The organism is Rhizobium skierniewicense Ch11 (assembly GCF_023757665.1).
In the GTDB taxonomy this organism is placed as follows: domain Bacteria; phylum Pseudomonadota; class Alphaproteobacteria; order Rhizobiales; family Rhizobiaceae; genus Agrobacterium; species Agrobacterium skierniewicense.
The window spans coordinates 50,895-73,065 of record NZ_RXPG01000028.1; the positions used below are offsets into that span (position 1 = coordinate 50,895).

The following is a 22,171-nucleotide window of genomic DNA, read 5'->3' on the forward strand; positions in this document are numbered from 1 at the left end:
GAATGTAAGGGATCGACGGGAGCGGCATGCAGATGGCCTCGCCATTGTGTCTTGCGTGCAGCAGTTTCGTTGCCAATAACACACGTTTTTAGTCAATGAAACGCTAAAATTGCGCATGATTGCCATGCAGCCGCGCATAGCGGATCACATTCCTGTAATATCTGTGCGCCGCCGCACGCGGAAAATCTCTTCAGATAGTCGGTTATACTGTGAGATGGCGTCTTGCTTCCGGTGTATCCAGCGTCTCTGCCACCCCTTCGTGCACGATCTCTCCGCGATCCATGATATAGACATAGTCGGCAAGCTCTCGGCAAAAATCGAGATACTGCTCCACCAGCAAGATCGCCATACCCGTCGAATCCCGCAAATACTTGATCGCCCGTCCAATATCCTTGATGATCGACGGCTGAATGCCCTCCGTCGGCTCGTCCAGAACAAGGATTTTCGGGCGTGTCACCAATGCACGGCCGATCGCCAGTTGCTGCTGCTGCCCGCCGGAAAGATCACCGCCCCGGCGCGAGAGCATGGATTGCAGCACGGGAAACAGGCTAAAAATATCATCTGGAATAAACCGCTCTTTACGCGGCAGCGGCGCATAGCCCGATTGCAGGTTTTCCTGCACGGTCAACAACGGAAAAATCTCGCGTCCCTGCGGCACATAACCCACGCCACGCTTGGCGCGCTGGTAAGGTGCAAGACCGTTGAGGCTTTCGCCACCGAAGCTGATTGTGCCAGCACTCAACCCATGCTGGCCTGTGACGGCCCTCAACAGGGAGCTTTTACCAACACCGTTGCGGCCCAGCACGCAGGTAATCTTGCCCATCTCCGCATTCAAAGAGATACCGCGCAACGCTTGCGCTGCACCATAGTGAAGATTGATTTTATCGACGCTTAGCATTTTATCGCCCCAGATAGTTCTCGATCACCTTCGGATCGCTCGACACGAAATCAATCGACCCTTCGGCCAGGACCGAGCCTTCGGCCAGACAGGTCACCTTGACACCAAGGTCCCGGATGAAGCCCATATCGTGTTCAACCACCACCACCGAGCGGGTCTTGGCGATTTCCTTCAGCAAAATTGCCGTCTCTGCGGTTTCCGCATCCGTCATGCCCGCCACGGGCTCATCGACCAAAAGCAACTTCGGCTCCTGCGCCAGGAGCATGCCGATTTCCAGCCATTGCTTTTGGCCGTGAGAGAGGTTTGCAGCCAGATCGTTGCGTCGATGGCCAAGGCGCACGGTTGCGAGAATCTCCTCGATCCGCACCTTGTCTTCTTTCGTCAGCGTGTAGAACAGCGTGGCGAAGACCCCCCGCTTGCGGTTCAGGGCCAGTTCCAGATTGTCCCACACCGTATGGCTCTCAAACACCGTCGGCTTCTGGAATTTTCGACCGATGCCCAGTTGCGCAATATCGGCCTCATCCTTCTTGGTCAGATCGATGCTGTCTTCAAAAAGCACAGTACCGCTGTTGGGCCGGGTCTTGCCGGTAATGATATCCATCATCGTCGTCTTGCCTGCCCCATTGGGCCCGATGATGGCGCGCAGTTCGCCTGGCTCGACCACGAAAGACAGGGAATTCAACGCCTTGAAGCCATCGAAGGAAACCGATACGCCATCAAGATAAAGCAGGCTTTTTATTCTGTTTTCAGAAACCGTGTTCATGTTGCCTGCTCCGCTGTCTGTTGCGCCGTCTTGTCAGCGTCTGAGGAAGCCACCTGCCGCTTTTCACGCCGCCCGGCCAGATAATGCTGGACGCTGCCGACGATACCCTTTGGGAAAAAGAGCGTCACGGCGATGAACAAGCCACCCAGCGCAAACAGCCAAAACTCTGGGTATGCGCCGGTAAAATAGCTCTTGCCGCCATTGACCAGGACAGCACCGAGAATTGGCCCGATCAGGGTGCCACGTCCGCCCACCGCAGTCCAGACGACCACCTCAATCGAGTTGGCAGGCGAAAATTCGCCCGGATTGATGATGCCCACCTGCGGCACGAACAACGCACCTGCTATACCCGCCATCATGGCCGACACGACGAATGTGAAGAGTTTGATGTTTTCCACCCGGAAACCCAGAAACCGCACGCGGCTTTCCGCATCACGAACGCCGACCAGCACCTTGCCGAACTTGGAATTGACAATGCCGGATGCAATCAGGAGGCACACCGCCAGCATGATGGCTGTCATTGCAAACAGAACCGCACGCGTCCCATCGGCCTGCACAGAAAAGCCGAGGATATCCTTGAAATCGGTCAAACCGTTATTGCCGCCAAAGCCCATATCGTTTCGGAAGAAGGCCAGCAGCAGAGCGTAAGTCATGGCCTGCGTGATGATGGAGAGATAAACGCCGTTGACGCGCGAGCGGAAGGCAAACCAGCCAAAGACGAAGGCGAGCAAGCCTGGAACAACCAGCACCATCAGCATGGCGAACCAGAACATGTCGAAGCCGTGCCAGAACCACGGCAGTTCCTTCCAGTTCAGGAACACCATGAAGTCTGGCAGAATGGGATGGCCATAGGTTCCGCGCGTACCGATCTGCCGCATCAGGTACATGCCCATGGCATAACCGCCGAGGGCAAAGAATGCGCCGTGGCCGAGCGAGAGAATGCCGCAATATCCCCACACCAGATCGAGCGCCAGCGCAAGAATTGCGTAGGAGAGATATTTGCCCAGCATCGACATGATGTAGGTCGGAATGCGGAAGGGACTGTCTGCGGGAAGCAGGAGGTTGGATGCGGGAACGAGCACCGCAATGGCCAGAATGATGGCAATGGCAATAAGAATTCGGCGGTCGAGCGCCCGAAGGAGGAAGCCGGTAATCATGCTTCGATCGCCCTTCCCTTGAGTGCGAAGAGACCGCGGGGTCGCTTCTGGATGAACAGGATGATGAGGACGAGAACAAGAATTTTGCCGAGTACCGCGCCCACCGTCGGCTCAAGGAACTTGTTGAGCACACCGAGCGTCAGCGCCCCGACAAACGTTCCCCAGAGATTGCCGACACCGCCGAACACCACGACCATGAAGCTATCGATGATGTAGGACTGGCCGAGATTGGGCGACACATTGTCAATCTGGGACAGTGCAACGCCGGCCAGACCGGCAACGCCCGAACCGAGCGCAAAGGTGAACGCATCCACCCACGGCGTGCGGATCCCCATTGATGATGCCATGCGCCGGTTCTGGGTCACGGCACGCATTTGCAGACCAAAAGCCGAGCGCTTGAGCAGAACGAGCAAGGCAAAGAACACCGACAGCGAGAAGCAGACGATCCACACGCGGTTCCAGGTGAAGTTCAGATAACCGACGCTGAACGAACCGGACATCCAGCTTGGATTGCCGACTTCGCGGTTGGTCGGCCCGAAAATGGAACGCACGCCCTGTTGCAGGATGAGCGAGATGCCCCAGGTCGCCAACAGTGTTTCCAGAGGTCTCCCATAGAGAAAACGGATAACGCCACGTTCCATCACGAGGCCGACAGCACCCGTGACCAGAAACGCCACCGGCAGCGCAATGGTCAGCGACCAGTCGAACAGCGCGGGATAGTGGCTGCGGATCACCTCCTGCACCATGAAGGTGGAGTAAGCGCCGATCATGACCATCTCGCCATGCGCCATGTTGATAATGCCCATGACGCCGAAGGTGATGGCAAGGCCAATGGCCGCTAGCAGCAGGACAGAGCCGAGCGACAGCCCGTACCAGATGTTTTGCGCCGCATCCCAGAGCGCCAGCGTGCTCTCTATATGTAAAATCGCCGCGTCGACATCGGGTTTCAGGCTTGGATCCGTAACGGATGAAGCCGCCATCAGAATGCTGATTGCACCACGTCCACCGAGATTCTTGATGGTCTCGATAGCGGCGCGTTTCTCCTCGACGGAGCGCTGTGACGCCAGAACGGAAACAGCCTTTGCCTCCTCCATTCGTGCCCGCACGTCAGCATCGGTTTCCCTGGCGAGTGCCGCTTCCAGCAGCGCGAGGTTCTCAGCGCTCGGCGCCTTCAATACGGCATCGGCAGCAGAGAGGCGCACAGATTTGTCCGGGCTCAGCAGCGTCAGGCCACCAAGGGCCGCGCGAATGACCCGGCGGAGATTGTTGTTGACGCGGATTTTCGTCACCGCAGCCTTGGGCGCTTCACCCGCGCTCTCGCCTGTCAATGGGTCGATCAGCGTGAAACTGGCACCAGCGGGCTCTGTCATAAAGACAAGGTTGTCGGACTTGCGAATGTAGAGGTCACCATCGGCAAATGCTTCGAGCGCTGGCACGACACGCGGGTCGCCTGTTGCGGCAATTTGCCCGGTGAGTGTCTCAGCCTGCTTGAAGTCTGCGGTGCCGAGCGCATTGATGAGGGCTTTGGGGTCGGTTTGCTGCGCAACGGAGGGCGCAGCGAAGCCAAGCAGCACGCCAATGATGAGCAAAACACGAAGAAACATGATCCCAAGTCTCCCTTGGAGCGAGCACAGTGTTTGAAAACCGGCAAGCAAAACTGTAAGCGACGGCGCTTTCCCCCTCAGAGCAATCCCGACCCAACATCACCCTCGGACTTATCTCCGAGGATCTGCAACAGCAGCGGCATTTTCTCGCTGACGAAGAGTTTGGAGGAGTGGTGGCAGATCCTCGGGTCAAGCCCGAGGATGACGTCGAGAGTGGTGAAAGCGTCAGTGCAGACATTGAGGCCTCTCCGATTCTGTGGAGGGGCCGAGAGGCGTAGGATTACTTACCCTTGCCACCGCATTTGCCTGTGGCGACGTTGAAGTTGCCGCATTCCATCGGCTTGCGCCAATCAGAGATCAAGTCCTTCGAGTCAGGCAGATAATCTGACCACTCGTCGCCCACGACCTGCGCAGTCTGCTGCACGATCTCGAACTGGCCGTCGGACTGGATTTCACCAATCAGCACAGGCTTGGTGATGTGGTGGTTCGGCATGACGGTGGCGTAGCCGCCCGACAGGTTCGGTACCGAAACACCGATGATGCTATCGAGAACCTTGTCGGTCTCTGTCGTGCCAGCGGCTTCGACGGCCTTTACCCAGGCATTGAAGCCGATATAGGCGGCTTCCATCGGGTCATTGGTCACGCGCTTGTCGTTCTTGGTAAAGGCATGCCATTCCTTGATGAACTCGGCATTCACCGGCGCATCGACAGACTGGAAGTAGTTCCAGGCGGCGAGATGCCCGACCAGCGGTCCGGTATCAAGACCGGCAAGTTCTTCTTCACCCACGGAGAAAGCAACGACTGGAATGTCTTCAGCCTTCACGCCCTGGTTTGCAAGTTCCTTGTAGAACGGCACGTTCGCATCACCATTGATGGTGGAAACAACGGCTGTCTTCTTACCGGCAGAGCCGAACTTCTTGATGTCCGAGACGATCGTCTGCCAGTCGGAATGACCAAATGGCGTGTAGTTGACCATGATGTCCTCTTCCTTGACGCCCTTGGACATCAGATAGGCCTTCAGGATCTTGTTGGTCGTCTGCGGATAGACATAGTCCGTGCCTGCCAGAACCCAGCGCTCGACGCCTTCTGTGCTGGCAAGATAATCGACAGCCGGAATAGCCTGCTGGTTCGGAGCGGCACCGGTGTAGAAGATGTTGCGGGAGGATTCTTCACCTTCATACTGCACAGGATAGAAGAGGATGGAGTTCAGCTCTTCGAAAACCGGCAGAACGGATTTGCGCGAAGAGGAGGTCCAGCAACCGAAGACGGCAGCGACCTTGTCCTGGCTAATCAACTGGCGGGCCTTTTCGGCAAACAGCGGCCAGTCAGAGGCGGGATCGACGACAACGGCTTCGAGCTTCTTGCCCAGCACGCCGCCCTTCTTGTTCTGCTCATCAATGAGCATCAACATGGCGTCTTTAAGCGTTGTCTCGGAAATCGCCATGGTGCCAGAGAGTGAATGGAGAACACCGATCTTGATGGTGTCGTCAGCGGCAAATGCGCCGTGGAATGCGGTTGTAGACAAAATGGCACCGAGCAAAGCGCCGGACAGCATTTTCTTTAACGTCATAGGAAGGACCCCTCTCCTGTTCAGCCTCTTTGGGCTCAGCGGTTATTTTACCGCTGCTGGAGGGGACTATCGGTCTCGCATCTGCAAAACCGTATACGTCAATTGACGTAGGTGGGGTGGCGAAACAGGAAATCAGGCCGTGCCTCGCCCGCGCATGAACGCGGGTCACGGCGTGGGTCGAGCGCTCAGTTGTGAGGCTTGCCTAGGTCCGAATGTTCCTGGATCGCTTCCTGATGATACCAACTGTCGAAATCGATATGGGTTTTCGGTGCGGCGGCGGTCGGCCCATGGAGGATCGACTCTTTACGCAAACCTTTAAAGCCTGCACGGCCACCGACGGGGAACTGGTAGATCGTTGCACTTTCCATCTGCGGGTCGCTTCTCATGACATTCACTCTTTCGTTGAATAGCCAGCATTAGTGCCTCATCTCGAATATACGCCGAAAAAAGCCGAAAAGCACCCCTTTTGATTAAAAAAATATCACATCGCCTAAAAAATAGACACATCGAAATCGCGAAGGTCCAAAGAACAGTCTTTATGCAGATCACCTCAGAATTTCAGACATTTCTGCGGGAAAAATATGCTTCGTCGGGGAAACGGCTTCATTTTTGATCAGAAACTGGACCTGCCCACATAAAAACACGGAAAATCACAGCATTTTCCAAAATTCATCCTGTGCGTATTTTTTGTTTTTTTGCTTTCAGCAACCCAGTCGCGCCAAAAAACAACGAAGCTGTCCTTCTCGCCGTCAAACTGGCACGGGGAATGCTTCTATAGGCGCAGCACTTGAAAGCGGGACTGTTCAAAAAAATGGTTTTACCCGCAGAAGGATATCAAGGCACCGCATCTTAACCTATGAGAGGTTCGTAATGACTAAGTTCAAACTCGAGTATATCTGGCTGGATGGTTACAAGCCGGTACCAAACCTGCGTGGCAAGACGCAGATCAAGGAATTCGATGAATTCCCGACACTCGAGCAGCTTCCGCTCTGGGGCTTTGATGGCTCCTCCACCCAGCAGGCCGAAGGTCATAGCTCGGATTGCGTTCTGAAGCCTGTGGCTCTTTATCCGGATCCTGCCCGCACCAACGGCGCACTCGTTATGTGCGAAGTCATGATGCCGGATGGCGTAACGCCACACTCGTCCAACAGCCGCGCGACTATCCTTGACGATGAAGATGCATGGTTCGGCTTCGAGCAGGAATATTTCTTCTACGAAAACGGTCGTCCTCTCGGCTTCCCTGACCAGGGTTACCCTGCACCACAGGGTCAGTATTATTGCGGCGTCGGCGCCAGCAGTGTCGGCGCGGTCGCTCGCGAAATCGTTGAAGAGCACCTGGACCAGTGCCTTGCCGCTGGCATCAACCACGAAGGCATCAACGCCGAAGTGGCAAAGGGCCAGTGGGAATTCCAGATTTTCGGCAAGGGCTCCAAGCGTGCCGCCGACCAGATCTGGATCGCTCGCTACCTGCTGCAGCGTCTGACAGAGCAGTACGGTATCGATATCGAATACCACTGCAAGCCGCTCGGCGATACCGACTGGAACGGTTCGGGCATGCACTGCAACTTCTCCACCAAGTTCATGCGTGAAGTTGGCGGCAAGGAATATTTCGAAGCGCTCATGGCTGCTTTCGAAAAGAACTGGAAAGAGCACATCGACGTATACGGCCCGGACAACCATCTGCGTCTGACCGGCAAGCACGAAACGGCGCCATGGAACAAGTTCTCCTATGGCGTTGCTGACCGTGGCGCATCGATCCGCGTACCGCACTCTTTCGTCAACAACGGCTACAAGGGTTACCTTGAAGACCGTCGTCCGAACTCGCAGGGTTGCCCGTACCAGATCTCGTCCATCGTTCTGAAGACGATTGCCGAAGTGCCTCTCACACAGTCGGCCGCTGCCTGATTTGTAAAAAATGGCGTCGCCCGGTTCGGGCGACGCCATTTTTCTGTAAGCCTACAGCCACCGGCCCCGCGACCCGGCAACTGGCTTCCTGAAGCCTCTGGAAAATTGGCATGGCCGCACGGCAACGCATCATCCCCGTACGCCGCGAATATAACCGCTGGGTTGCCAACCAGACGCTCGAAGACTACGCGCTACGTTTTACCGCAAAGAGCGCCCGCCAGTTTTCCTCCAGCCGCATTTCCCACACCGCCATCGGCGCAATATCGTTTCTGGCTCTGGAAGCCATTGGTGGCGCGATCACGCTGTCCTACGGCACGACCAACGCTTTTTTTGCTATCCTCGTCGCTGCCACCGTCATGTTGGCCGTGGGTGTACCAATCAGCCGTTACGCCATCCGCTACGGCGTCGATATCGATCTGCTGACCCGGGGCGCAAGCTTCGGCTATATCGGCTCTACGATAACCTCGCTCATCTATGCCGCCTTTACCTTTATGCTGTTTGCTATCGAAGCGTCGATCATGTCTGGCGCGCTGGAACTGGCGCTCGGCATTCCCCTATGGATCGGCTACATCGTTTCGGCCATCATGGTCATACCACTCGTCACCCACGGCGTGCGCCTCATCAGCCGCTTCCAGATCATCACCCAGCCCTTCTGGATCGTTCTTAACGTTCTGCCCTTTATCTTCATCGCCTTTCTGGACTGGGAAAAATTCGATCTGTGGCGCGCTTTTGCGGGGATTCACCATGCTTCCGGCCCACCCGGTACAACGGCCGATTTCAACCTGATCGAGTTCGGTGCTGCCTCTGCCGTCATTCTGGCACTGATGTCGCAGATCGGCGAACAAGTCGATTTCCTTCGCTTCCTGCCCGCCGATGGCAAGCTGAAACTACGGCACCGGTTTGCCGTGTTTCTGGCAGGCGCGGGCTGGGTTCTGGTTGGCGTACCGAAACTTCTGGCAGGCTCCTTCCTCGTCGTGCTGACCTTCAGCTCCGGCGTCCCCGTGGACCGCGCGGCCGATCCCTCGCAGATGTACCTCACGGCCTTCGGCTATATGATCCCCAACGAAAATGCTGCGCTGCTGCTGATGGTGGCCTTCGTCGTCGTTTCGCAGTTGAAGATCAATGTGATGAACGCCTATGCCGGGTCGCTGGCATGGTCGAACTTTTTCTCACGGCTCACACATAGCCATCCCGGTCGTGTCGTCTGGCTGGTGTTCAATGTGCTGATCGCGTTGCTGCTGATGGAACTGGGCATCTATCGCCTGCTGGAAGAAACACTCGGTATCTTTTCCATCATCGCCATGGCATGGCTATGCACGATCTCGGCTGATCTGTTCATCAACAAACCGCTCGGCCTTGCGCCACCCGGCATCGAGTTCAAGCGCGCCCATCTCTACGATATCAATCCGGTCGGTGTGGGCACCATGGCGCTTTCCGCCACCATCGCCCTTATTGCGCATTTCGGCGTATTCGGTACGCTGGCCGCGTCGCTTGCACCCTATCTTACCCTGATCGTCGCCTTTACCGTTTCGCCACTGCTTGCCTGGGGCACGAAAGGCAAATTCTACCTTGCCCGCAAGCCGCGACAAAAGTGGAGGCAGGAAAGCAGCATCACCTGCTCCATCTGCGAACATCCGTTCGAGCCGGAAGACATGGCCTGGTGCCCGGCCTATGCCGCGCCCATCTGCTCGCTCTGCTGCTCGCTGGATAGCCGCTGTCACGATATGTGCAAGCCAAAAGCCAAACTGAATTATCAGGTGGCCACCGTCGCCCGCACGTTCCTGCCGAATGATCTCGTCGTTCGGCTATCAAGCCGTCTGGGCCGATACGCCATGTCTGCAGCGCTCGCCGTCGCACTACTGGGTGCAACACTCGCCCTGATCGCCCATCAGGTGGGAACCGCCTCACCCGCCACCGTCGACGTGGTCAATCGCACCATTCTCGCCGTTTTCTTCGTCTTTGCCGTTATCGCTGGCATCGTCTGCTGGTTTCTGGTTCTTGCCCATGACAGCCGCGTTGTCGCGGAAGAGGAATCCTCACGACAAAACACGCTCCTTCTCAAGGAAATCGCAGCCCACAAGAAAACGGACGCAGCGCTTCAAAATGCCAAGGACACGGCAGAAGCCGCCAACCGTGCAAAAAGCCGTTACGTGGTTGGCCTCAGCCATGAATTGCGCACCCCGCTCAATGCCGTTTTGGGTTACGCACAAATCCTGGAGCGCGACGAAACGATCCCACAACCGCGCCAGTCCGCCATCAAGGTTATCAGACGTTCCGCAGATCATCTTTCCGGCCTGATCGACGGTCTGCTTGATATCTCAAAGATAGAAGCGGGCCGCTTGCAGGTCTATTCCAACGAAATCAACATTCAGGATTTTCTCGACCAGATCATCGATCTTTTCCGCCCGCAGGCACAGGCAAAGGGCCTTGAACTGAAACATGAACGCACCCGTGCCCTGCCCCAATATGTCCGCACGGACGAGAAGCGCCTGCGCCAGATCCTCGTCAACCTTCTCTCCAATGCCATCAAGTTCACCGACACTGGTACCGTGAACTTCGATGTCGCCTATCGCAGCCAGGTAGCAACCTTTAGCATCTCGGATACGGGACGCGGCATAGCCGAAAAGGATTTGAACCGCATCTATGAGCCGTTCCAGCGTGGTGAGGCAGAGAGCATCCGACCTATGCCAGGCCTTGGTCTGGGGCTGACCATCACACAGCTTCTCACCAACACGCTCGGCGGCGAAATCTCCGTCGTCAGCGAAAAGGACAAGGGCTCGACCTTCAAGGTGCGTTTGATGCTGTCTGCAGTTCATCGTCCAAATACGACCCCTGCCCCGGAAAAGACCATTGTCTCCTATTCGGGTCAGCGCCGGACCATCGTCGTCGTCGATGACAATGAGGATCACCGCGAACTGATGCGCGAGGTTCTAGGGCCTCTCGATTTCGTCGTGCTCACAGCACATAGCGGCCCCGATTGCTTGACACTTATCGAGGGCGTTCAGCCAGATCTATTCCTCATCGACATCTCCATGCCCGGCATGAGCGGCTGGCAGCTCGTGACGAAATTGCGCGAGGCGGGCCAGACAGCCCCGCTCATCATGCTTTCGGCCAATATCGGCGATGGCTCAATCGCCGGTGCGGGCGATGACAATCACAACGATACGATTGCCAAGCCCGTCGATATCCGCCGTCTCTGCGACAAGCTCGCGGTGCATCTGGGCCTTGCATGGGTCTATGAAGCCGATACGCCCGCACCGGCCAAACCCGCCAAGGCCGAAATCAGCACGCCGGGGCCGTCGCACATCAAGGATTTGCAGCAACTGGGTGAAATTGGCTATATACGCGGTATCGAGGCAAAGCTTAAGGATCTCGCACGAACATCAGAAAACCTGCCTTTCACCGAAGAACTGGCAAGTTATGTGCACGCCTTCGATATGGCGGGTTATGCCGCGTTTCTTAGCCGTTTCGAAAGTACCGGACACAAGGAGCGTCAACCATGAGCGTACCATCTGCCGCGATGGCGAAGGATATTGTTCTGTTGGTGGATGACAGCCCTGACGCGCTGGGCTTTCTGACTGATGCGCTGGAGCAATCGGGCTTTTCCGTACTGATCGCCACCTCAGGACAATCTGCTCTCAACATCTCTGAGCGCATCACGCCCGATATCATCCTGCTCGATGCGGTCATGCCGTCGATGGATGGGTTCGAGACCTGCATGCGGCTGAAATCCAACGCGGCGGTGACGCAGGTTCCGGTCATATTCATGACCGGATTGACCGAAACGGAGCACGTCGTGCGGGCGCTCGAGGCCGGTGGCGTAGACTACTTGACCAAGCCGATCAACATTGACGAATTGCGTGCCCGGATTCGCGTCCATTTGTCTAACGCACGCTCTGCGCAAAGCGCGCGGGTCGCGCTGGATGCGGCAGGACGCCATCTCCTGGCTGTGCGCAGCAACGGAGCGATCCACTGGTCAACCCCGCAGGCAACGCGGCTGGTCAACGCCGCAACAGGCCGGGATGACGGCCTTGAGATCGTCACCCAGCACGTCGCAGAGTGGCTGGCCAACCGCAGAAACGATACGTCGAGAGATCTGCCGCTCACCATCCAGCAGGCGGACCGCGCCATGTTGCAATTGACATTCCTTGGAGCGATGGGGCCGGATGAGCATCTGTTCCGGCTGATGGCAGCCAGCGACAAATCTGCGGATGTGATGTTGCGTCAGCATTTTTCACTGACCACCCGAGAATCCGAGGTCCTGCTTTGGATCGCCAAAGGCAAATCCAACCGGGACATCGGAGACATTCTCGGGCTATCATCTCGCACTGTGAACAAGCACCTTGAACAGATCTACGTCAAACTTGGCGTTGAAAACCGTGCGTCCGCTGCCGTTAAGGCGGCCCATATCCTCCACGACACATAAAAACGGGCGCCTGCTGCGCCCGTTTTTCAGATGTCAGATGCGACCGACCGATCAGCGGCAAACGCGGGTTTTCTTCACAACAACCCGACCGTGATATTGGGTGCGGACCTTTTTGACGAAGCACTCGCGTGGAGCACGATGATGCCGCGGGCGGTATTCATCACGTACAGGCTGACGGACAACGCGTTCGGTTGTCGTAACCGTTACGCCCTGCGCAAATGAAGGCGCCGCGAAGGTAATGACAGACGAGACAGCGATCAGGGACGAGATGAGAAGAGTTTTCATTTTGAGACCTCATTGATTGTCAAGCAGAACGTAACATCTGGCTTTCGGTTCCCATCTCCAAGATTAATACGCGGTAATGTTCCGAAACCCGAAAGCTGAAGAATTTCAAAAGTTAAAGGCACCCGAACATGAAAGAAACATCCAATAACCTGGTGGTCATTTCCGGCTGTTCAGGCGGCGGCAAATCCACCCTGCTGGCGGAGTTGGCAAAACGCGGTTACACCACCATTGAAGAACCCGGCCGACGGATCGTTTCGGCTGAACTGAGCTCAGGCGGCACCGCCCTTCCATGGATCAATATGGAAGCCTTTGCTCACCTTGCCGTCGCGATGGCATTGGCGGATCGCACGCAAGCGCCCGGTAACGGCTGGGTATTCTTCGACAGGGGCTTGATCGATGCCGCCTCTGCCCTCCACCATGTGTCCGGAGATGGTTTGCTTCACACACTGAAGCTGCAGCACCGATATAACCCCGTCGTGTTTATGACCCCTCCCTGGGTCGAAATCTATGTGACGGACGGCGAGCGTAAACATGATTTCGGTACGGCCGAAGCGGAATATAAGCGCCTGCTGTCCGACTATCGCGCACTGGGCTACGAAACCATTATCCTTGAGAAGACAACCACAAGCGAACGTGCCGACAGGGTTCTAAGCGTGCTGGAAGACAGACACTAAAGTCCCAGCGTTATGTCCGGTTTTTGAGCAGCTCCGACACTGTCACGAACCCAAAGCCACGCTGGCGTAGCCCGTCGATGATCTGAGGCAAGGCCTGACGGGAGACATCCCTTCCCCGATACATCACATGCAAGATGATGATCGAGCCGTTTCTGGCATTGTCGATGACATAGCGCGTCATGGCATCCGCATTTCCTGCAATGTCCTCGAAGGATTCCGGCTCGACATCCCACATGATCGTCTTGCGATCGTGCTGCCAAAGATACCAAGGCAGCGTCAGCAGTTTTTTGCCATAGGGCGGGCGAAAGAGAATTTCTCCCTGATATCCAGCCGTGCGGATGGCCGCATCCGTTCGCTCTATCTCATCTTTTACCGTGCCCGCCCCCATCCACGCCATGTTGGAATGGGTGTAGGAGTGATTGCCGATCTCATGTCCGGCATCAACGATGAGCCGTGCTTGCGGCAGATTTTCAGCGGTCTCCTTGCCGATCAGGAAAAATGTCGCCGTCACGTTCCTGTCTTTCAGGATCGTCAATACCTCTTTCGTGAAGCGCGCAGACGGGCCATCATCAAATGTGAGCGCCACGACGGGCCTGTCCGTTTCAACCCGGGCGATGATATCGCCGAACAGTTGCGTCGTTCGGGCATTGCTGAACATATGGAGCGAGGCGATCACGACCAGCAAGATGGCAAGAATGCCGGAGCCCTTCAGAATGCGCCGCGTCGTCATCGCTATCCCTAATTGCAATCCTTACACGCTGATGTTCTGATCCGCCTTGATGTCTCCATTGTGGCAACGGACATGATGCAGGCCCTTCAACGAAAAAAGCCCGGCATCGCTGCCGGGCTTCTGTCGGAATGTCGGTAGGACTTAGCTGCCCTGCTGGAAGTAGCTGTACTTGCCGTCCGGGCCCTTCTTCCACTCGTACATGACGTAGCCAGGAGCCTTTGGATCGCCCTTTTCATCGAAGGAAAGTTCGCCGAGAACGGTCATGAACTTGCCTTTCTTCATGGCGGCAGCAACGGCTTCTGCGTCAACCGAGCCTGCATCCTTGGCAGCAGCAGCAATCGTCTGCACGGCAGCGTAGGAATAGAGCGTGTAGGCTTCAGGGTTGAAGCCTGCCGCCTTGAACTTGGCAACCAGATCCTTGTTGGCAGGGTTGATGGTTGGATCAGGGCCGAATGTGTTCAGCGTGCCTTCGACGGCGTCGCCTGCGATGGAAGCCAGTTCGTTGGAGACGATGCCGTCACCGGAAACGAGCTTGGCCTTCAGACCCTGGTCTGCGGCCTGGCGGATGATCAAACCGGCTTCTGTATGGAGACCACCCCAATAGATGACCGATACGCCCGATTCCTTCATCTTCGCGATCAGAGCAGAGAAGTCCTTGTCGCCGACGTTGATGCCTTCGTAGATGACTTCTTTCGCGCCAGCTGCATTCAGGGCCTTCTTGGTTTCGTCTGCAAGACCCTGACCGTATGGGGTCTTGTCATGAACGATGGCAATCTTGGCATCTTTGAAATTTTCGGCGAGATATTTGCCGGCTACGCCGCCCTGCTGGTCGTCACGTCCGCAGGTACGGAATGTGTTCCACAGGCCGCGTTCGGTGAAAACAGGGTTGGTGGCGGCAGGCGTGATTTCGAGGATGCCGTTTTCCGCATAGACTTCGGACGCCGGAATGGAAACGCCGGAGTTGAAGTGACCGACAACGAACTTGACGCCGTCAGCAACAAACTTGTTGGCAACCGAGATACCCTGCTTCGGGTCGGACACGTCGTCGCCCAGCACAATTTTGATCTGTTCGCCGTTGATACCACCAGCAGCGTTGATGTCCGCCGCAGCCTGCTCAGCACCCTTCTGGAGCTGTGCGCCGAAAGCCGCATTCGGGCCTGTCAGCGGGCCGCCGACGCCGACGAGAATGTCAGCCCAGGCAGAACCACTGAAGGCGACCATTGCGGTCAGCGCAACTGCGGAAAGAAGAGACTTCTTCATTATATTACTCCCAGTTCCATGGTTGGGTTGTTTATCCCCGCCTGCTCAGTACCCACCTTAACTGATCAGGCTGTTCCACTCTTGCGGGCATTCTGAATTCAGAAGAACGCCGCTGTCAATCTTTCTTCTTATAAGAAAATGATGAAGTTCGATCATAAAGCCAATAGTAGTTATTGACCATCTGATCGGTCCGGCGCATGCGAAAGCCGACAGTTGCAAAAGCCAGCAGAACGACCACATCCATCAGGTAATAGAAGCCGCTCAGCATGGGTCCGGCGAACAACGCATAATGCATGAACCGCATCACCACACCGAGAAGCAGGGTGTAGACCACCACGCGCGGATAATTTTCCCAGCTATCGGCTACAGACCTGCCGGTCCGCCAAGCCGTCCAAAATCCCAGGAGAACAACCAGCCCCCGCAAGATGTAGCGAACGCCGCTATCGCTTTCGAAAAAAAGTCCCTGCATCTTTTTCCCCATCAGTGCCCTGCATCGTTGTGGCAGGGCCTGTCTTCGCCAGGCGCCTGCCGTTTACCCGCAGGCTTTATTGTTATCCAACGTCTACGCCACCTGAGTGAGCGCAGAAATCAGTGGCGACCACCCTCTAGATAGGCCGCACGCACTTCCGGATTGGCCAGAAGCTCTTTACCAGACCCGCTCATCGTGACCTTGCCGTTGACCATGACATAGGCCCGGTCAGACAGCTTCAAGGCGGCGAACGCATTCTGCTCGACGAGAAAGACGGTCAGCCCCTCTTCCTTGTTCAGCGTCTTGATCGCCTCGAAAATACCTTTGACGATCAGGGGCGCCAAGCCGAGCGATGGCTCGTCCAGCAAAAGCAGCTTGGGGCGCGACATGAGCGCGCGACCGATAGACAGCATCTGCTGCTCGCCACCCGACAATGTGCCGCCACGCTGGCTCTGACGTTCCTTGAGGCGCGGGAACATCGTAAAGATCTTTTCGACGTCCTCCTTGAAGTATTTCAGATTATCAAGATTGGCGCCCATCTGAAGATTTTCCAGAACGGTCATGCGCGGGAAGATGCGACGCCCCTCCGGCGACTGCGCGATGCGCCGACGAGCAATAAGGTGTGTCGGAATTTTCGTGATGTCTTCGCCATCGAAAATCACCGACCCGGTGCGCGCCTGCGGGCTTCCGCAGATCGTCATCATCAGCGTCGATTTGCCTGCACCATTGGCGCCGATGAGGCTAACGATTTCGCCTTTGTTCACTTCCACATCGACGCCCGCAAGCGCGCGAATGTTTCCATAATAGGTTTCGACGTTCTGGACTTTGAGAAGGGGTTCACCGGACATCACACCGTTCCCCCAAGTTCTTCTGCAATCACTTCTTCCACTTCATCATCCTCGACACCCAGATAGGCGGCGATGACCTTCGGGTCATTTTTCACATGGTCCGGGGTACCATCGGAAATCTTCTGGCCGTATTCGAGAACCACGACGTGATCGGAAATCTCCATGACAACGGACATATCATGCTCGATAAGGAGCAGAGACGTGCCCTCAGCGCGAATGCCGCGCAACAGATTGTTGAGCGCCAGCGATTCTTTCGGGTTGAGACCCGCGGCCGGTTCGTCGAGGCAAAGAAGTTCTGGTTCCGTGCACATGGCCCGTGCAATTTCCAGGCGACGCTGCGCCCCATAGGGAAGATCGCCGGCCGGATCGTCGGCACGATCCGTCAGATCGGCCTTATCGAGCCAGTATTTCGCCTTGTCGATGGCGCCGGCAGCAGCCTTTTTATAGGCTGGCATGCCAAGCAAACCCAGGAACGTGTAGCCGGACGCCTTCATCAGCGCGTTGTGTTGGGCCACCAGCAGATTTTCCAAAACAGTCAGGCCAGAGAACAAACGGATATTCTGGAAGGTCCGCGCGACCTTGGCCCTCTTGGTGATTTCAAAATCCGGCAGGCGTTCGAGAAGATGCTCCTCGCCCGTGGTCCGCCGCATCGTGATCATGCCCATCGTCGGCTTGTAAAAGCCGGTGATGCAGTTGAAGACGGTCGTTTTGCCTGCACCGTTCGGCCCGATCAACGCAGTGATTTCGCCGCGCTTGGCTTCAAAGGAGAAGTCGTTGATGGCCATCAGTCCACCGAACCGCATGGAGAGGTGTTCGACCTTAAGGATTGTGTCTTTTGTCATTTCAATGTTTCCGGAAGCCATCAGCCGTGACCTTCCTTGGTGAAGTCGCCGGAAATGGACTTGCGCTCTTTCAGGAAGGCCGTGGGTTCACGAGAGCCGACAAAGCCGCGTGGCTTGAACAGCATCACGATGACCATCGCCAGACCGAACAACAGCATACGGTAGAGTTCAGGTGTAAAATCAGGACCGAAGATGTGCTTGAGGAATTCCATTTCGCGCAGCAACTCCGTGCCGCCGACCATGACGACGGCAGCAATGGCGATGCCCGTCAGCGAGCCCATTCCGCCGAGAACGACGATGGCAAGGATGACGGCCGATTCGAGGAATACAAAGCTTTCCGGTGACACGAAACCTTGACGCGCCGCAAAGAACGATCCGGCAAAACCACCGAACATCGCACCGGTTGCAAAAGCTGTCAGCTTGGTCTTGACCGTATCGATACCGAGCGAGCGGCAGGCGATTTCGTCTTCACGCAGTGCTTCCCAAGCACGACCGATCGGCATGCGACGAAGCTTGATGGTGACATAGGCCGTCAGCATGCACAGCAGCAGAATGACGTAGAACAGGAAGATTTTGTAATAGGACGAGGACATCGGCAGCCCGAAGACCTTGGCGAAGTTGTTGGGGGCACCGACATCAAAGGACCAGATGCCGAAGACGGACGCCTTCGCGATGCCGGAAATACCGAATGTTCCCTTGGTGACCTCAGTCCAGTTCAACAGCACGAGTCGGATGATTTCACCGAAAGCCAGTGTCACGATCGCCAAATAGTCACCGCGCAAACGCAGAACCGGGAAGCCGAGGATGATGCCCCAGAACGCTGCCAGAATACCGGCCATGGGAAGCAGAACCCAGAACGACAGGCCGAAGTAGCTGGACAGCAATGCGTAGGAGTAGGCGCCAACGGCGTAAAAGGCCACATAACCCAGATCCAGCAGGCCCGCGAGACCGACGACGATGTTCAGGCCCCATGCCAGCATGACGTAGATGAGGATCTGGATGCCGAAGTTGTCGACCAGCTTCAAAGATCCCTGGAACCCGAAGAGACCAACTGCGATCGCTGGATAAATCAACAGGAAGACAAGGGCAATCTTGAGGAAGTGCTTGTGAAAGAAGCCTTTATCTTCGGCAATCTCCAAAATGCCGGTCTTTGCCTTGGAAATCTTGCGCTTGTCCAGATGCGGGCGCACGAAGCCGACGACGAGAAACCGGCCGATAGCGGCAACGCCAACGAAGATGGCCAGAAGCCCCCAGCGTGTGCCCCAGATTAGCTGGTTGTTGATATCCTGATAGGTGACGATACCGACATAGAGGATGAACATCCCAAGCGACACGAGGCCCGCGAAGATGCCTTCCTTGACGGCCTGAACCATCAGGCTCGAGCCGGGCGTATCCTTTTCGGAAGCGATATTTGCCATGATCTCAAACCTTCTCGACTTCTGGGCGACCCAGAATACCGGTCGGCTTGAAAATCAGCACGAATGCCAGGATACCGAAGGCCGCGACGTCTTTGTAGGCGATGGAGAAATAGGCAGACCACAGGCTTTCGATCAGACCGATAAGAAGCCCGCCGAGCACAGCACCGGGTAGAGATCCAATGCCGCCGAGAACGGCTGCGGTAAACGCCTTCACGCCAGGAATAAAGCCGTCGTTGAACGACGCAACGCCATAATACATGAGATACATGGAGCCTGCGACGGCTGCGAGTGCAGCGCCCATGACGAAAGTGATGGAAATGGTGCGATCGACATCAACGCCCAGAAGCGCCGCCATCTTGCGGTCCTGCTCGGTTGCACGCTGCGCACGGCCAAGCGGCGTCTTGTTGACGATATACCAGAAGGCGAGCAGCAGAACCGAGGTAATCGCCACGATCAACAACTGCTTCAGCGAAATGGTGATGGCACCAAAGTGGTAAACATCCGTCACAAGTGCCGGGATCGGCTTGTTGCGCGGGCCCTGCGTGACTTGAATGAAGTTGGACAATGCAATCGACATGCCGATGGCGGTGATCAACGGCGCCAGGCGGAAGGAGCCGCGAAGAGGACGATACGCGACGCGCTCAATGGCCCAGTTCCATAGACCGGTCATCAGCATTGCAACGACCATCATCACCAAAAGCAGAACGGCGACGGGGATACCGGCAAAAAAGGATGTGAGAATAAGGAAAACGATCAATGCAGCGAAACCGCCGAGCATGAATATATCGCCATGGGCGAAGTTGATCATTCCGATAATGCCGTAAACCATCGTATAGCCAATCGCGATGAGGCCATAGATCGATCCAAGAGTCAGCCCGTTTATGAGCTGCTGGACAAAATACTCCATATCTTTCCCCCGGACCTATTCTCGACAGAAGAGGTCTCGTTATGTTGCTTCCGGGGGCTGCATTTTCTGTCCCCCTTGGTTAAAACCCATATCGCGTTCGGAAAAAATGTGAAGTCAAAAATCTGTAAAACAGCTTTTTATTTGGTGTTTCCACATTGAATGCCACCTGAGGGTTCACAAAGATCATATTTTTGGCAGAGAATGCTGTAAAAAGCGGCTCATCGTCATAAAATCCTAACTTGTTACCACATATTTTCGTGCCTTGGCGGGAGACCGGTTGCGTTGTAAACGAGCCCCTGAAAGCTTATGTCGGGTGCCAAATGGAACGCGTCCGGCGATCGGCAGAAGGATCTCGATGCTCGACATCTTAACAGCGGCCACATTAAAGGCTGGCAGGGAAATCATGGCGGTGCATGCGGCCGGTCCTCATGTGACGTACAAGAACGACTGTTCGCCCGTCACAGAAGCGGATCAACGGGCAGAAGCCGTGATTCTGGCAGCACTTGCATTGAACTTCCCCAACATACCGGTCATTGCCGAAGAAGCCGCCTCCGTCGGTCTCGTCCCCAAAGCCGAAGACGAGTTTTTTCTGGTGGACCCACTCGATGGCACCAAGGAATTTATTGCCGGCAAGCAGGACTTTACGGTCAACATCGCGCTGGTGCGCAATGGAACACCAGTTCTGGGCGTCGTCTACGCACCAGCGTTGAAAGTCATGTGGACAGGAGACGGCGAAGTTGCGCGAAAGGTCCAGGTCACCGACGATTTTGAACCGAGCGACGTTCGCAATGTGCGGTGCCGGGCCAAGCCGACCATTCCAATTGCGGTCATCAGCCGTTCGCACTGCACACCAAAGACCGAAGCCTTTGTCGCAGAACATGGTTTGATCGACAGCATTTCCATCGGCTCTTCGCTCAAATTCTGCATGCTGGCCGAGGGCGCTGCCGACGTTTATCCACGCTTCAGCCGGACCATGATGTGGGATACGGCGGCGGGTGATGCCGTGCTACGCGCGGCCGGCGGCATAACGCTCGATATTGCCGGCCTTCCCTTGCGATACGACGTTAAGGACAGCAGCGAGGACGCACTCGCGAACCCTGATTTCATCGCTTGGGGCGCAGCACCTTAACGCACAAAAATTATTTTTATTTTTTTCTCCACAGCTATCCGGACGGCCACACAATCTCCCACGCAACGGAGATTGAAAGATGACCGAACAGACGTCGAGACTTGAACTACCCTACATATTGCCCTCTCAGGCGCAAAAACATGTGACGCATAACGAAGCTCTGCAAAAGCTGGATGCCGTCACACAACTGACGATCAGGCGCGAAATCAGCCAACCACCCCAAACGATGGAGGATGGCGATTGCTTCCTCATCGCTTCCGTACCCACCGGAGAATGGGAGAGACACGGTGGGAAGCTCGGCCTGTGGCAGGACGACGCGTGGGTCTACATCGTTCCGCGTGAAGGATGGCGTGCGTGGTTTCTGGAAACCGGCCAGATGAGGGTGCTGAGCAATGGGAACTGGCAGGACATCCCCCTGCCCGCAGCAGGCGCTTTCGGACGATTGGGCATCAACGCCTCTGCGGATCCGCAAAACAGGCTCACGGTGGCATCACCGGCCAGCCTGTTCACCAACGAGGGTGGCGGGCACCAGATAAAGGTCAACAAGGCAGCACCGACCGACACGGCATCGCTGCTGTTTCAATCCGGCTGGTCGGGTCGGGCCGAAATGGGATTGGCGGGAAACGACAGCTTTTCCATCAAGATGTCGGCAAATGGCGTGGATTGGAAAACAGCCCTCTCCATTTCCGGTGCAGGGCATGTCTCGCTGCCTGAGCGTCCGCTTGTGCGGGCAGGACGCGCCGTAGAAACTGTGTCTCACACGGCTGGCACCATCTCCGGTTTCACGGACCTGCCCGTCCAGCAAGGCGGCTTTGCACTGGGAAATAGTGTGGTCGATGTGCAGAAGGATCTGGTGGTACCCCTGACAGGCCTTTATCTGATCACACTGACACTGTCCGTTGTCGCATCCTCGGGCCACACCGTCACGCTCAGGATCAATGATGCCAACAGTTCCTTTGCGCTTGCGGGCACAACGTCCGCCGAAAACAGCACGCAATCAGCAAGCTTCATTGTATCCCTAAACGAGAAGGATCGCATCTCGCTGGCGCATGGCGGCGCGTGCCAATTGGCTTACGGAGCAGGAAAAACGGAGCTCTTGGTGGCGGCGCTGTAAGAAGTTCTCTTCCGCGCCTGTCGCTTGCCAAAAGCAGGCGGCAGGCGCGATCAGATCGACCAAGATTCTAAGTCCAAGATAATATTATGAAATTCAGATATGGCGTTGCTGAACGTTATTGAGACAAAAAATAATAAAATGATTTTTTTATTATGACACAAGAATCCAGCAA

Annotated in this window: 20 protein-coding genes; 6 read left to right on the plus strand and 14 right to left on the minus strand. The window is 56.1% G+C overall.

Going from position 1 to position 22,171, the window contains the following annotated elements; genetic code table 11:
* Positions 1–202: 202 nt before the first annotated feature.
* From urtE to EKM04_RS16895, 6 genes are all read right to left on the minus strand, one after another.
* Positions 203–898, minus strand: a complete 696-nt coding sequence (urtE, locus tag EKM04_RS16870; protein ID WP_183895775.1) for an urea ABC transporter ATP-binding subunit UrtE — start codon at positions 896–898, stop codon at positions 203–205.
* 1 nt (position 899) lies between these two features.
* The gene (gene urtD, locus EKM04_RS16875; protein ID WP_183895777.1) at positions 900–1,661 is read right to left on the minus strand and encodes an urea ABC transporter ATP-binding protein UrtD; all 762 of its coding nucleotides are present in this window, start codon (positions 1,659–1,661) and stop codon (positions 900–902) included.
* Positions 1,658–2,818 carry an urea ABC transporter permease subunit UrtC gene (gene urtC / locus EKM04_RS16880; protein WP_183895779.1) on the minus strand — a complete coding sequence of 387 codons (1,161 nt, stop codon included), beginning with the start codon at positions 2,816–2,818 and terminating at the stop codon, positions 1,658–1,660. Before urtC ends, urtD begins: the two co-directional genes overlap by 4 nt.
* Complete coding sequence (gene urtB / locus EKM04_RS16885; protein WP_183895781.1) at positions 2,815–4,422, minus strand: urea ABC transporter permease subunit UrtB; 1,608 nt, start codon at positions 4,420–4,422, stop codon at positions 2,815–2,817. The genes urtC and urtB overlap by 4 nt, the downstream gene beginning before the upstream one ends.
* 280 nt (positions 4,423–4,702) lie before the next feature.
* Entirely contained in the window at positions 4,703–5,992 is a 1,290-nt protein-coding gene (gene urtA / locus EKM04_RS16890) for an urea ABC transporter substrate-binding protein (RefSeq protein WP_183895783.1), read from the minus strand.
* 185 nt (positions 5,993–6,177) lie between these two features.
* The gene (locus EKM04_RS16895; RefSeq protein WP_183895785.1) at positions 6,178–6,378 is read right to left on the minus strand and encodes a DUF2735 domain-containing protein; all 201 of its coding nucleotides are present in this window, start codon (positions 6,376–6,378) and stop codon (positions 6,178–6,180) included.
* 484 nt (positions 6,379–6,862) lie between these two features.
* Between EKM04_RS16895 and EKM04_RS16900 the strand changes: the two genes are divergently transcribed.
* The 3 genes from EKM04_RS16900 to EKM04_RS16910 all read left to right on the plus strand — a co-directional run bounded on the left by EKM04_RS16900 (position 6,863) and on the right by EKM04_RS16910 (position 12,323).
* Positions 6,863–7,897 (plus strand): glutamine synthetase beta-grasp domain-containing protein, encoded by a 1,035-nt coding sequence (locus EKM04_RS16900; RefSeq protein WP_174153788.1) that lies wholly within the window; start codon positions 6,863–6,865, stop codon positions 7,895–7,897.
* Positions 7,898–8,007: 110 nt separating this feature from the next.
* On the plus strand, positions 8,008–11,400 hold the full coding sequence (locus EKM04_RS16905; RefSeq protein ID WP_183895787.1) for a hybrid sensor histidine kinase/response regulator: 3,393 nt from the start codon (positions 8,008–8,010) through the stop codon (positions 11,398–11,400).
* Entirely contained in the window at positions 11,397–12,323 is a 927-nt protein-coding gene (locus EKM04_RS16910) for a response regulator transcription factor (RefSeq protein ID WP_183895788.1), read from the plus strand. The genes EKM04_RS16905 and EKM04_RS16910 overlap by 4 nt, the downstream gene beginning before the upstream one ends.
* A 51-nt stretch (positions 12,324–12,374) precedes the next feature.
* On the opposite strand, the gene EKM04_RS16915 is transcribed toward EKM04_RS16910, so the two are convergent.
* Positions 12,375–12,608: a hypothetical protein gene (locus tag EKM04_RS16915; RefSeq protein WP_174153791.1), complete on the minus strand. Its 234-nt coding sequence runs from the start codon at positions 12,606–12,608 to the stop codon at positions 12,375–12,377.
* Positions 12,609–12,736: 128 nt separating this feature from the next.
* On the opposite strand from EKM04_RS16915, the gene EKM04_RS16920 reads away from it, so the two are divergent.
* A complete protein-coding gene (locus EKM04_RS16920; protein ID WP_174153792.1) occupies positions 12,737–13,282 on the plus strand; it encodes an AAA family ATPase in 546 nt (181 codons plus the stop codon).
* Positions 13,283–13,292: 10 nt separating this feature from the next.
* Here EKM04_RS16920 and EKM04_RS16925 read toward each other — a convergent pair whose 3' ends face one another.
* The 7 genes from EKM04_RS16925 to EKM04_RS16955 all read right to left on the minus strand — a co-directional run bounded on the left by EKM04_RS16925 (position 13,293) and on the right by EKM04_RS16955 (position 19,756).
* Positions 13,293–14,012: a polysaccharide deacetylase family protein gene (locus tag EKM04_RS16925; protein WP_174153793.1), complete on the minus strand. Its 720-nt coding sequence runs from the start codon at positions 14,010–14,012 to the stop codon at positions 13,293–13,295.
* Between the two features lie 141 nt (positions 14,013–14,153).
* Positions 14,154–15,272, minus strand: coding sequence for a branched-chain amino acid ABC transporter substrate-binding protein (locus EKM04_RS16930; RefSeq protein WP_174153794.1), 1,119 nt, complete (start codon positions 15,270–15,272; stop codon positions 14,154–14,156).
* 115 nt (positions 15,273–15,387) lie between these two features.
* Positions 15,388–15,741, minus strand: a complete 354-nt coding sequence (locus EKM04_RS16935) for a DUF6867 family protein (RefSeq protein WP_183896134.1) — start codon at positions 15,739–15,741, stop codon at positions 15,388–15,390.
* 119 nt (positions 15,742–15,860) lie between these two features.
* Entirely contained in the window at positions 15,861–16,589 is a 729-nt protein-coding gene (locus EKM04_RS16940) for an ABC transporter ATP-binding protein (protein ID WP_174153796.1), read from the minus strand.
* Positions 16,589–17,452, minus strand: a complete 864-nt coding sequence (locus tag EKM04_RS16945; RefSeq protein ID WP_174153797.1) for an ABC transporter ATP-binding protein — start codon at positions 17,450–17,452, stop codon at positions 16,589–16,591. The genes EKM04_RS16940 and EKM04_RS16945 overlap by 1 nt, the downstream gene beginning before the upstream one ends.
* A complete protein-coding gene (gene livM / locus EKM04_RS16950; protein WP_174153798.1) occupies positions 17,452–18,849 on the minus strand; it encodes a high-affinity branched-chain amino acid ABC transporter permease LivM in 1,398 nt (465 codons plus the stop codon). Before livM ends, EKM04_RS16945 begins: the two co-directional genes overlap by 1 nt.
* A 4-nt stretch (positions 18,850–18,853) precedes the next feature.
* Positions 18,854–19,756 carry a branched-chain amino acid ABC transporter permease gene (locus tag EKM04_RS16955; protein WP_174153799.1) on the minus strand — a complete coding sequence of 301 codons (903 nt, stop codon included), beginning with the start codon at positions 19,754–19,756 and terminating at the stop codon, positions 18,854–18,856.
* Between the two features lie 355 nt (positions 19,757–20,111).
* Between EKM04_RS16955 and cysQ the strand changes: the two genes are divergently transcribed.
* Both cysQ and EKM04_RS16965 read left to right on the plus strand, forming a co-directional pair.
* Entirely contained in the window at positions 20,112–20,885 is a 774-nt protein-coding gene (gene cysQ, locus EKM04_RS16960) for a 3'(2'),5'-bisphosphate nucleotidase CysQ (RefSeq protein WP_174153800.1), read from the plus strand.
* A 79-nt stretch (positions 20,886–20,964) separates the two neighbouring features.
* Positions 20,965–21,999, plus strand: a complete 1,035-nt coding sequence (locus EKM04_RS16965; protein WP_174153801.1) for a DUF2793 domain-containing protein — start codon at positions 20,965–20,967, stop codon at positions 21,997–21,999.
* Positions 22,000–22,171 lie beyond the last annotated feature (172 nt).

What these genes read in the sequence shown, in the direction of transcription:
- EKM04_RS16945 (WP_174153797.1), bottom strand. Translation starts at nt 17,452, where the DNA reads ATGGCTTCCGGAAACATTGAAATGACAAAAGACACAATCCTTAAGGTC.
- urtE (WP_183895775.1), bottom strand. Translation starts at nt 898, where the DNA reads ATGCTAAGCGTCGATAAAATCAATCTTCACTATGGTGCAGCGCAAGCG.
- urtC (WP_183895779.1), bottom strand. Translation starts at nt 2,818, where the DNA reads ATGATTACCGGCTTCCTCCTTCGGGCGCTCGACCGCCGAATTCTTATT.
- EKM04_RS16905 (WP_183895787.1), top strand. Translation starts at nt 8,008, where the DNA reads ATGGCCGCACGGCAACGCATCATCCCCGTACGCCGCGAATATAACCGC.
- urtA (WP_183895783.1), bottom strand. Translation starts at nt 5,992, where the DNA reads ATGACGTTAAAGAAAATGCTGTCCGGCGCTTTGCTCGGTGCCATTTTG.
- EKM04_RS16900 (WP_174153788.1), top strand. Translation starts at nt 6,863, where the DNA reads ATGACTAAGTTCAAACTCGAGTATATCTGGCTGGATGGTTACAAGCCG.
- EKM04_RS16910 (WP_183895788.1), top strand. Translation starts at nt 11,397, where the DNA reads ATGAGCGTACCATCTGCCGCGATGGCGAAGGATATTGTTCTGTTGGTG.
- EKM04_RS16925 (WP_174153793.1), bottom strand. Translation starts at nt 14,012, where the DNA reads ATGACGACGCGGCGCATTCTGAAGGGCTCCGGCATTCTTGCCATCTTG.
- urtD (WP_183895777.1), bottom strand. Translation starts at nt 1,661, where the DNA reads ATGAACACGGTTTCTGAAAACAGAATAAAAAGCCTGCTTTATCTTGAT.
- urtB (WP_183895781.1), bottom strand. Translation starts at nt 4,422, where the DNA reads ATGTTTCTTCGTGTTTTGCTCATCATTGGCGTGCTGCTTGGCTTCGCT.
- EKM04_RS16940 (WP_174153796.1), bottom strand. Translation starts at nt 16,589, where the DNA reads ATGTCCGGTGAACCCCTTCTCAAAGTCCAGAACGTCGAAACCTATTAT.
- EKM04_RS16895 (WP_183895785.1), bottom strand. Translation starts at nt 6,378, where the DNA reads ATGAGAAGCGACCCGCAGATGGAAAGTGCAACGATCTACCAGTTCCCC.
- cysQ (WP_174153800.1), top strand. Translation starts at nt 20,112, where the DNA reads ATGCTCGACATCTTAACAGCGGCCACATTAAAGGCTGGCAGGGAAATC.
- EKM04_RS16935 (WP_183896134.1), bottom strand. Translation starts at nt 15,741, where the DNA reads ATGCAGGGACTTTTTTTCGAAAGCGATAGCGGCGTTCGCTACATCTTG.
- EKM04_RS16955 (WP_174153799.1), bottom strand. Translation starts at nt 19,756, where the DNA reads ATGGAGTATTTTGTCCAGCAGCTCATAAACGGGCTGACTCTTGGATCG.
- livM (WP_174153798.1), bottom strand. Translation starts at nt 18,849, where the DNA reads ATGGCAAATATCGCTTCCGAAAAGGATACGCCCGGCTCGAGCCTGATG.
- EKM04_RS16930 (WP_174153794.1), bottom strand. Translation starts at nt 15,272, where the DNA reads ATGAAGAAGTCTCTTCTTTCCGCAGTTGCGCTGACCGCAATGGTCGCC.
- EKM04_RS16965 (WP_174153801.1), top strand. Translation starts at nt 20,965, where the DNA reads ATGACCGAACAGACGTCGAGACTTGAACTACCCTACATATTGCCCTCT.
- EKM04_RS16920 (WP_174153792.1), top strand. Translation starts at nt 12,737, where the DNA reads ATGAAAGAAACATCCAATAACCTGGTGGTCATTTCCGGCTGTTCAGGC.
- EKM04_RS16915 (WP_174153791.1), bottom strand. Translation starts at nt 12,608, where the DNA reads ATGAAAACTCTTCTCATCTCGTCCCTGATCGCTGTCTCGTCTGTCATT.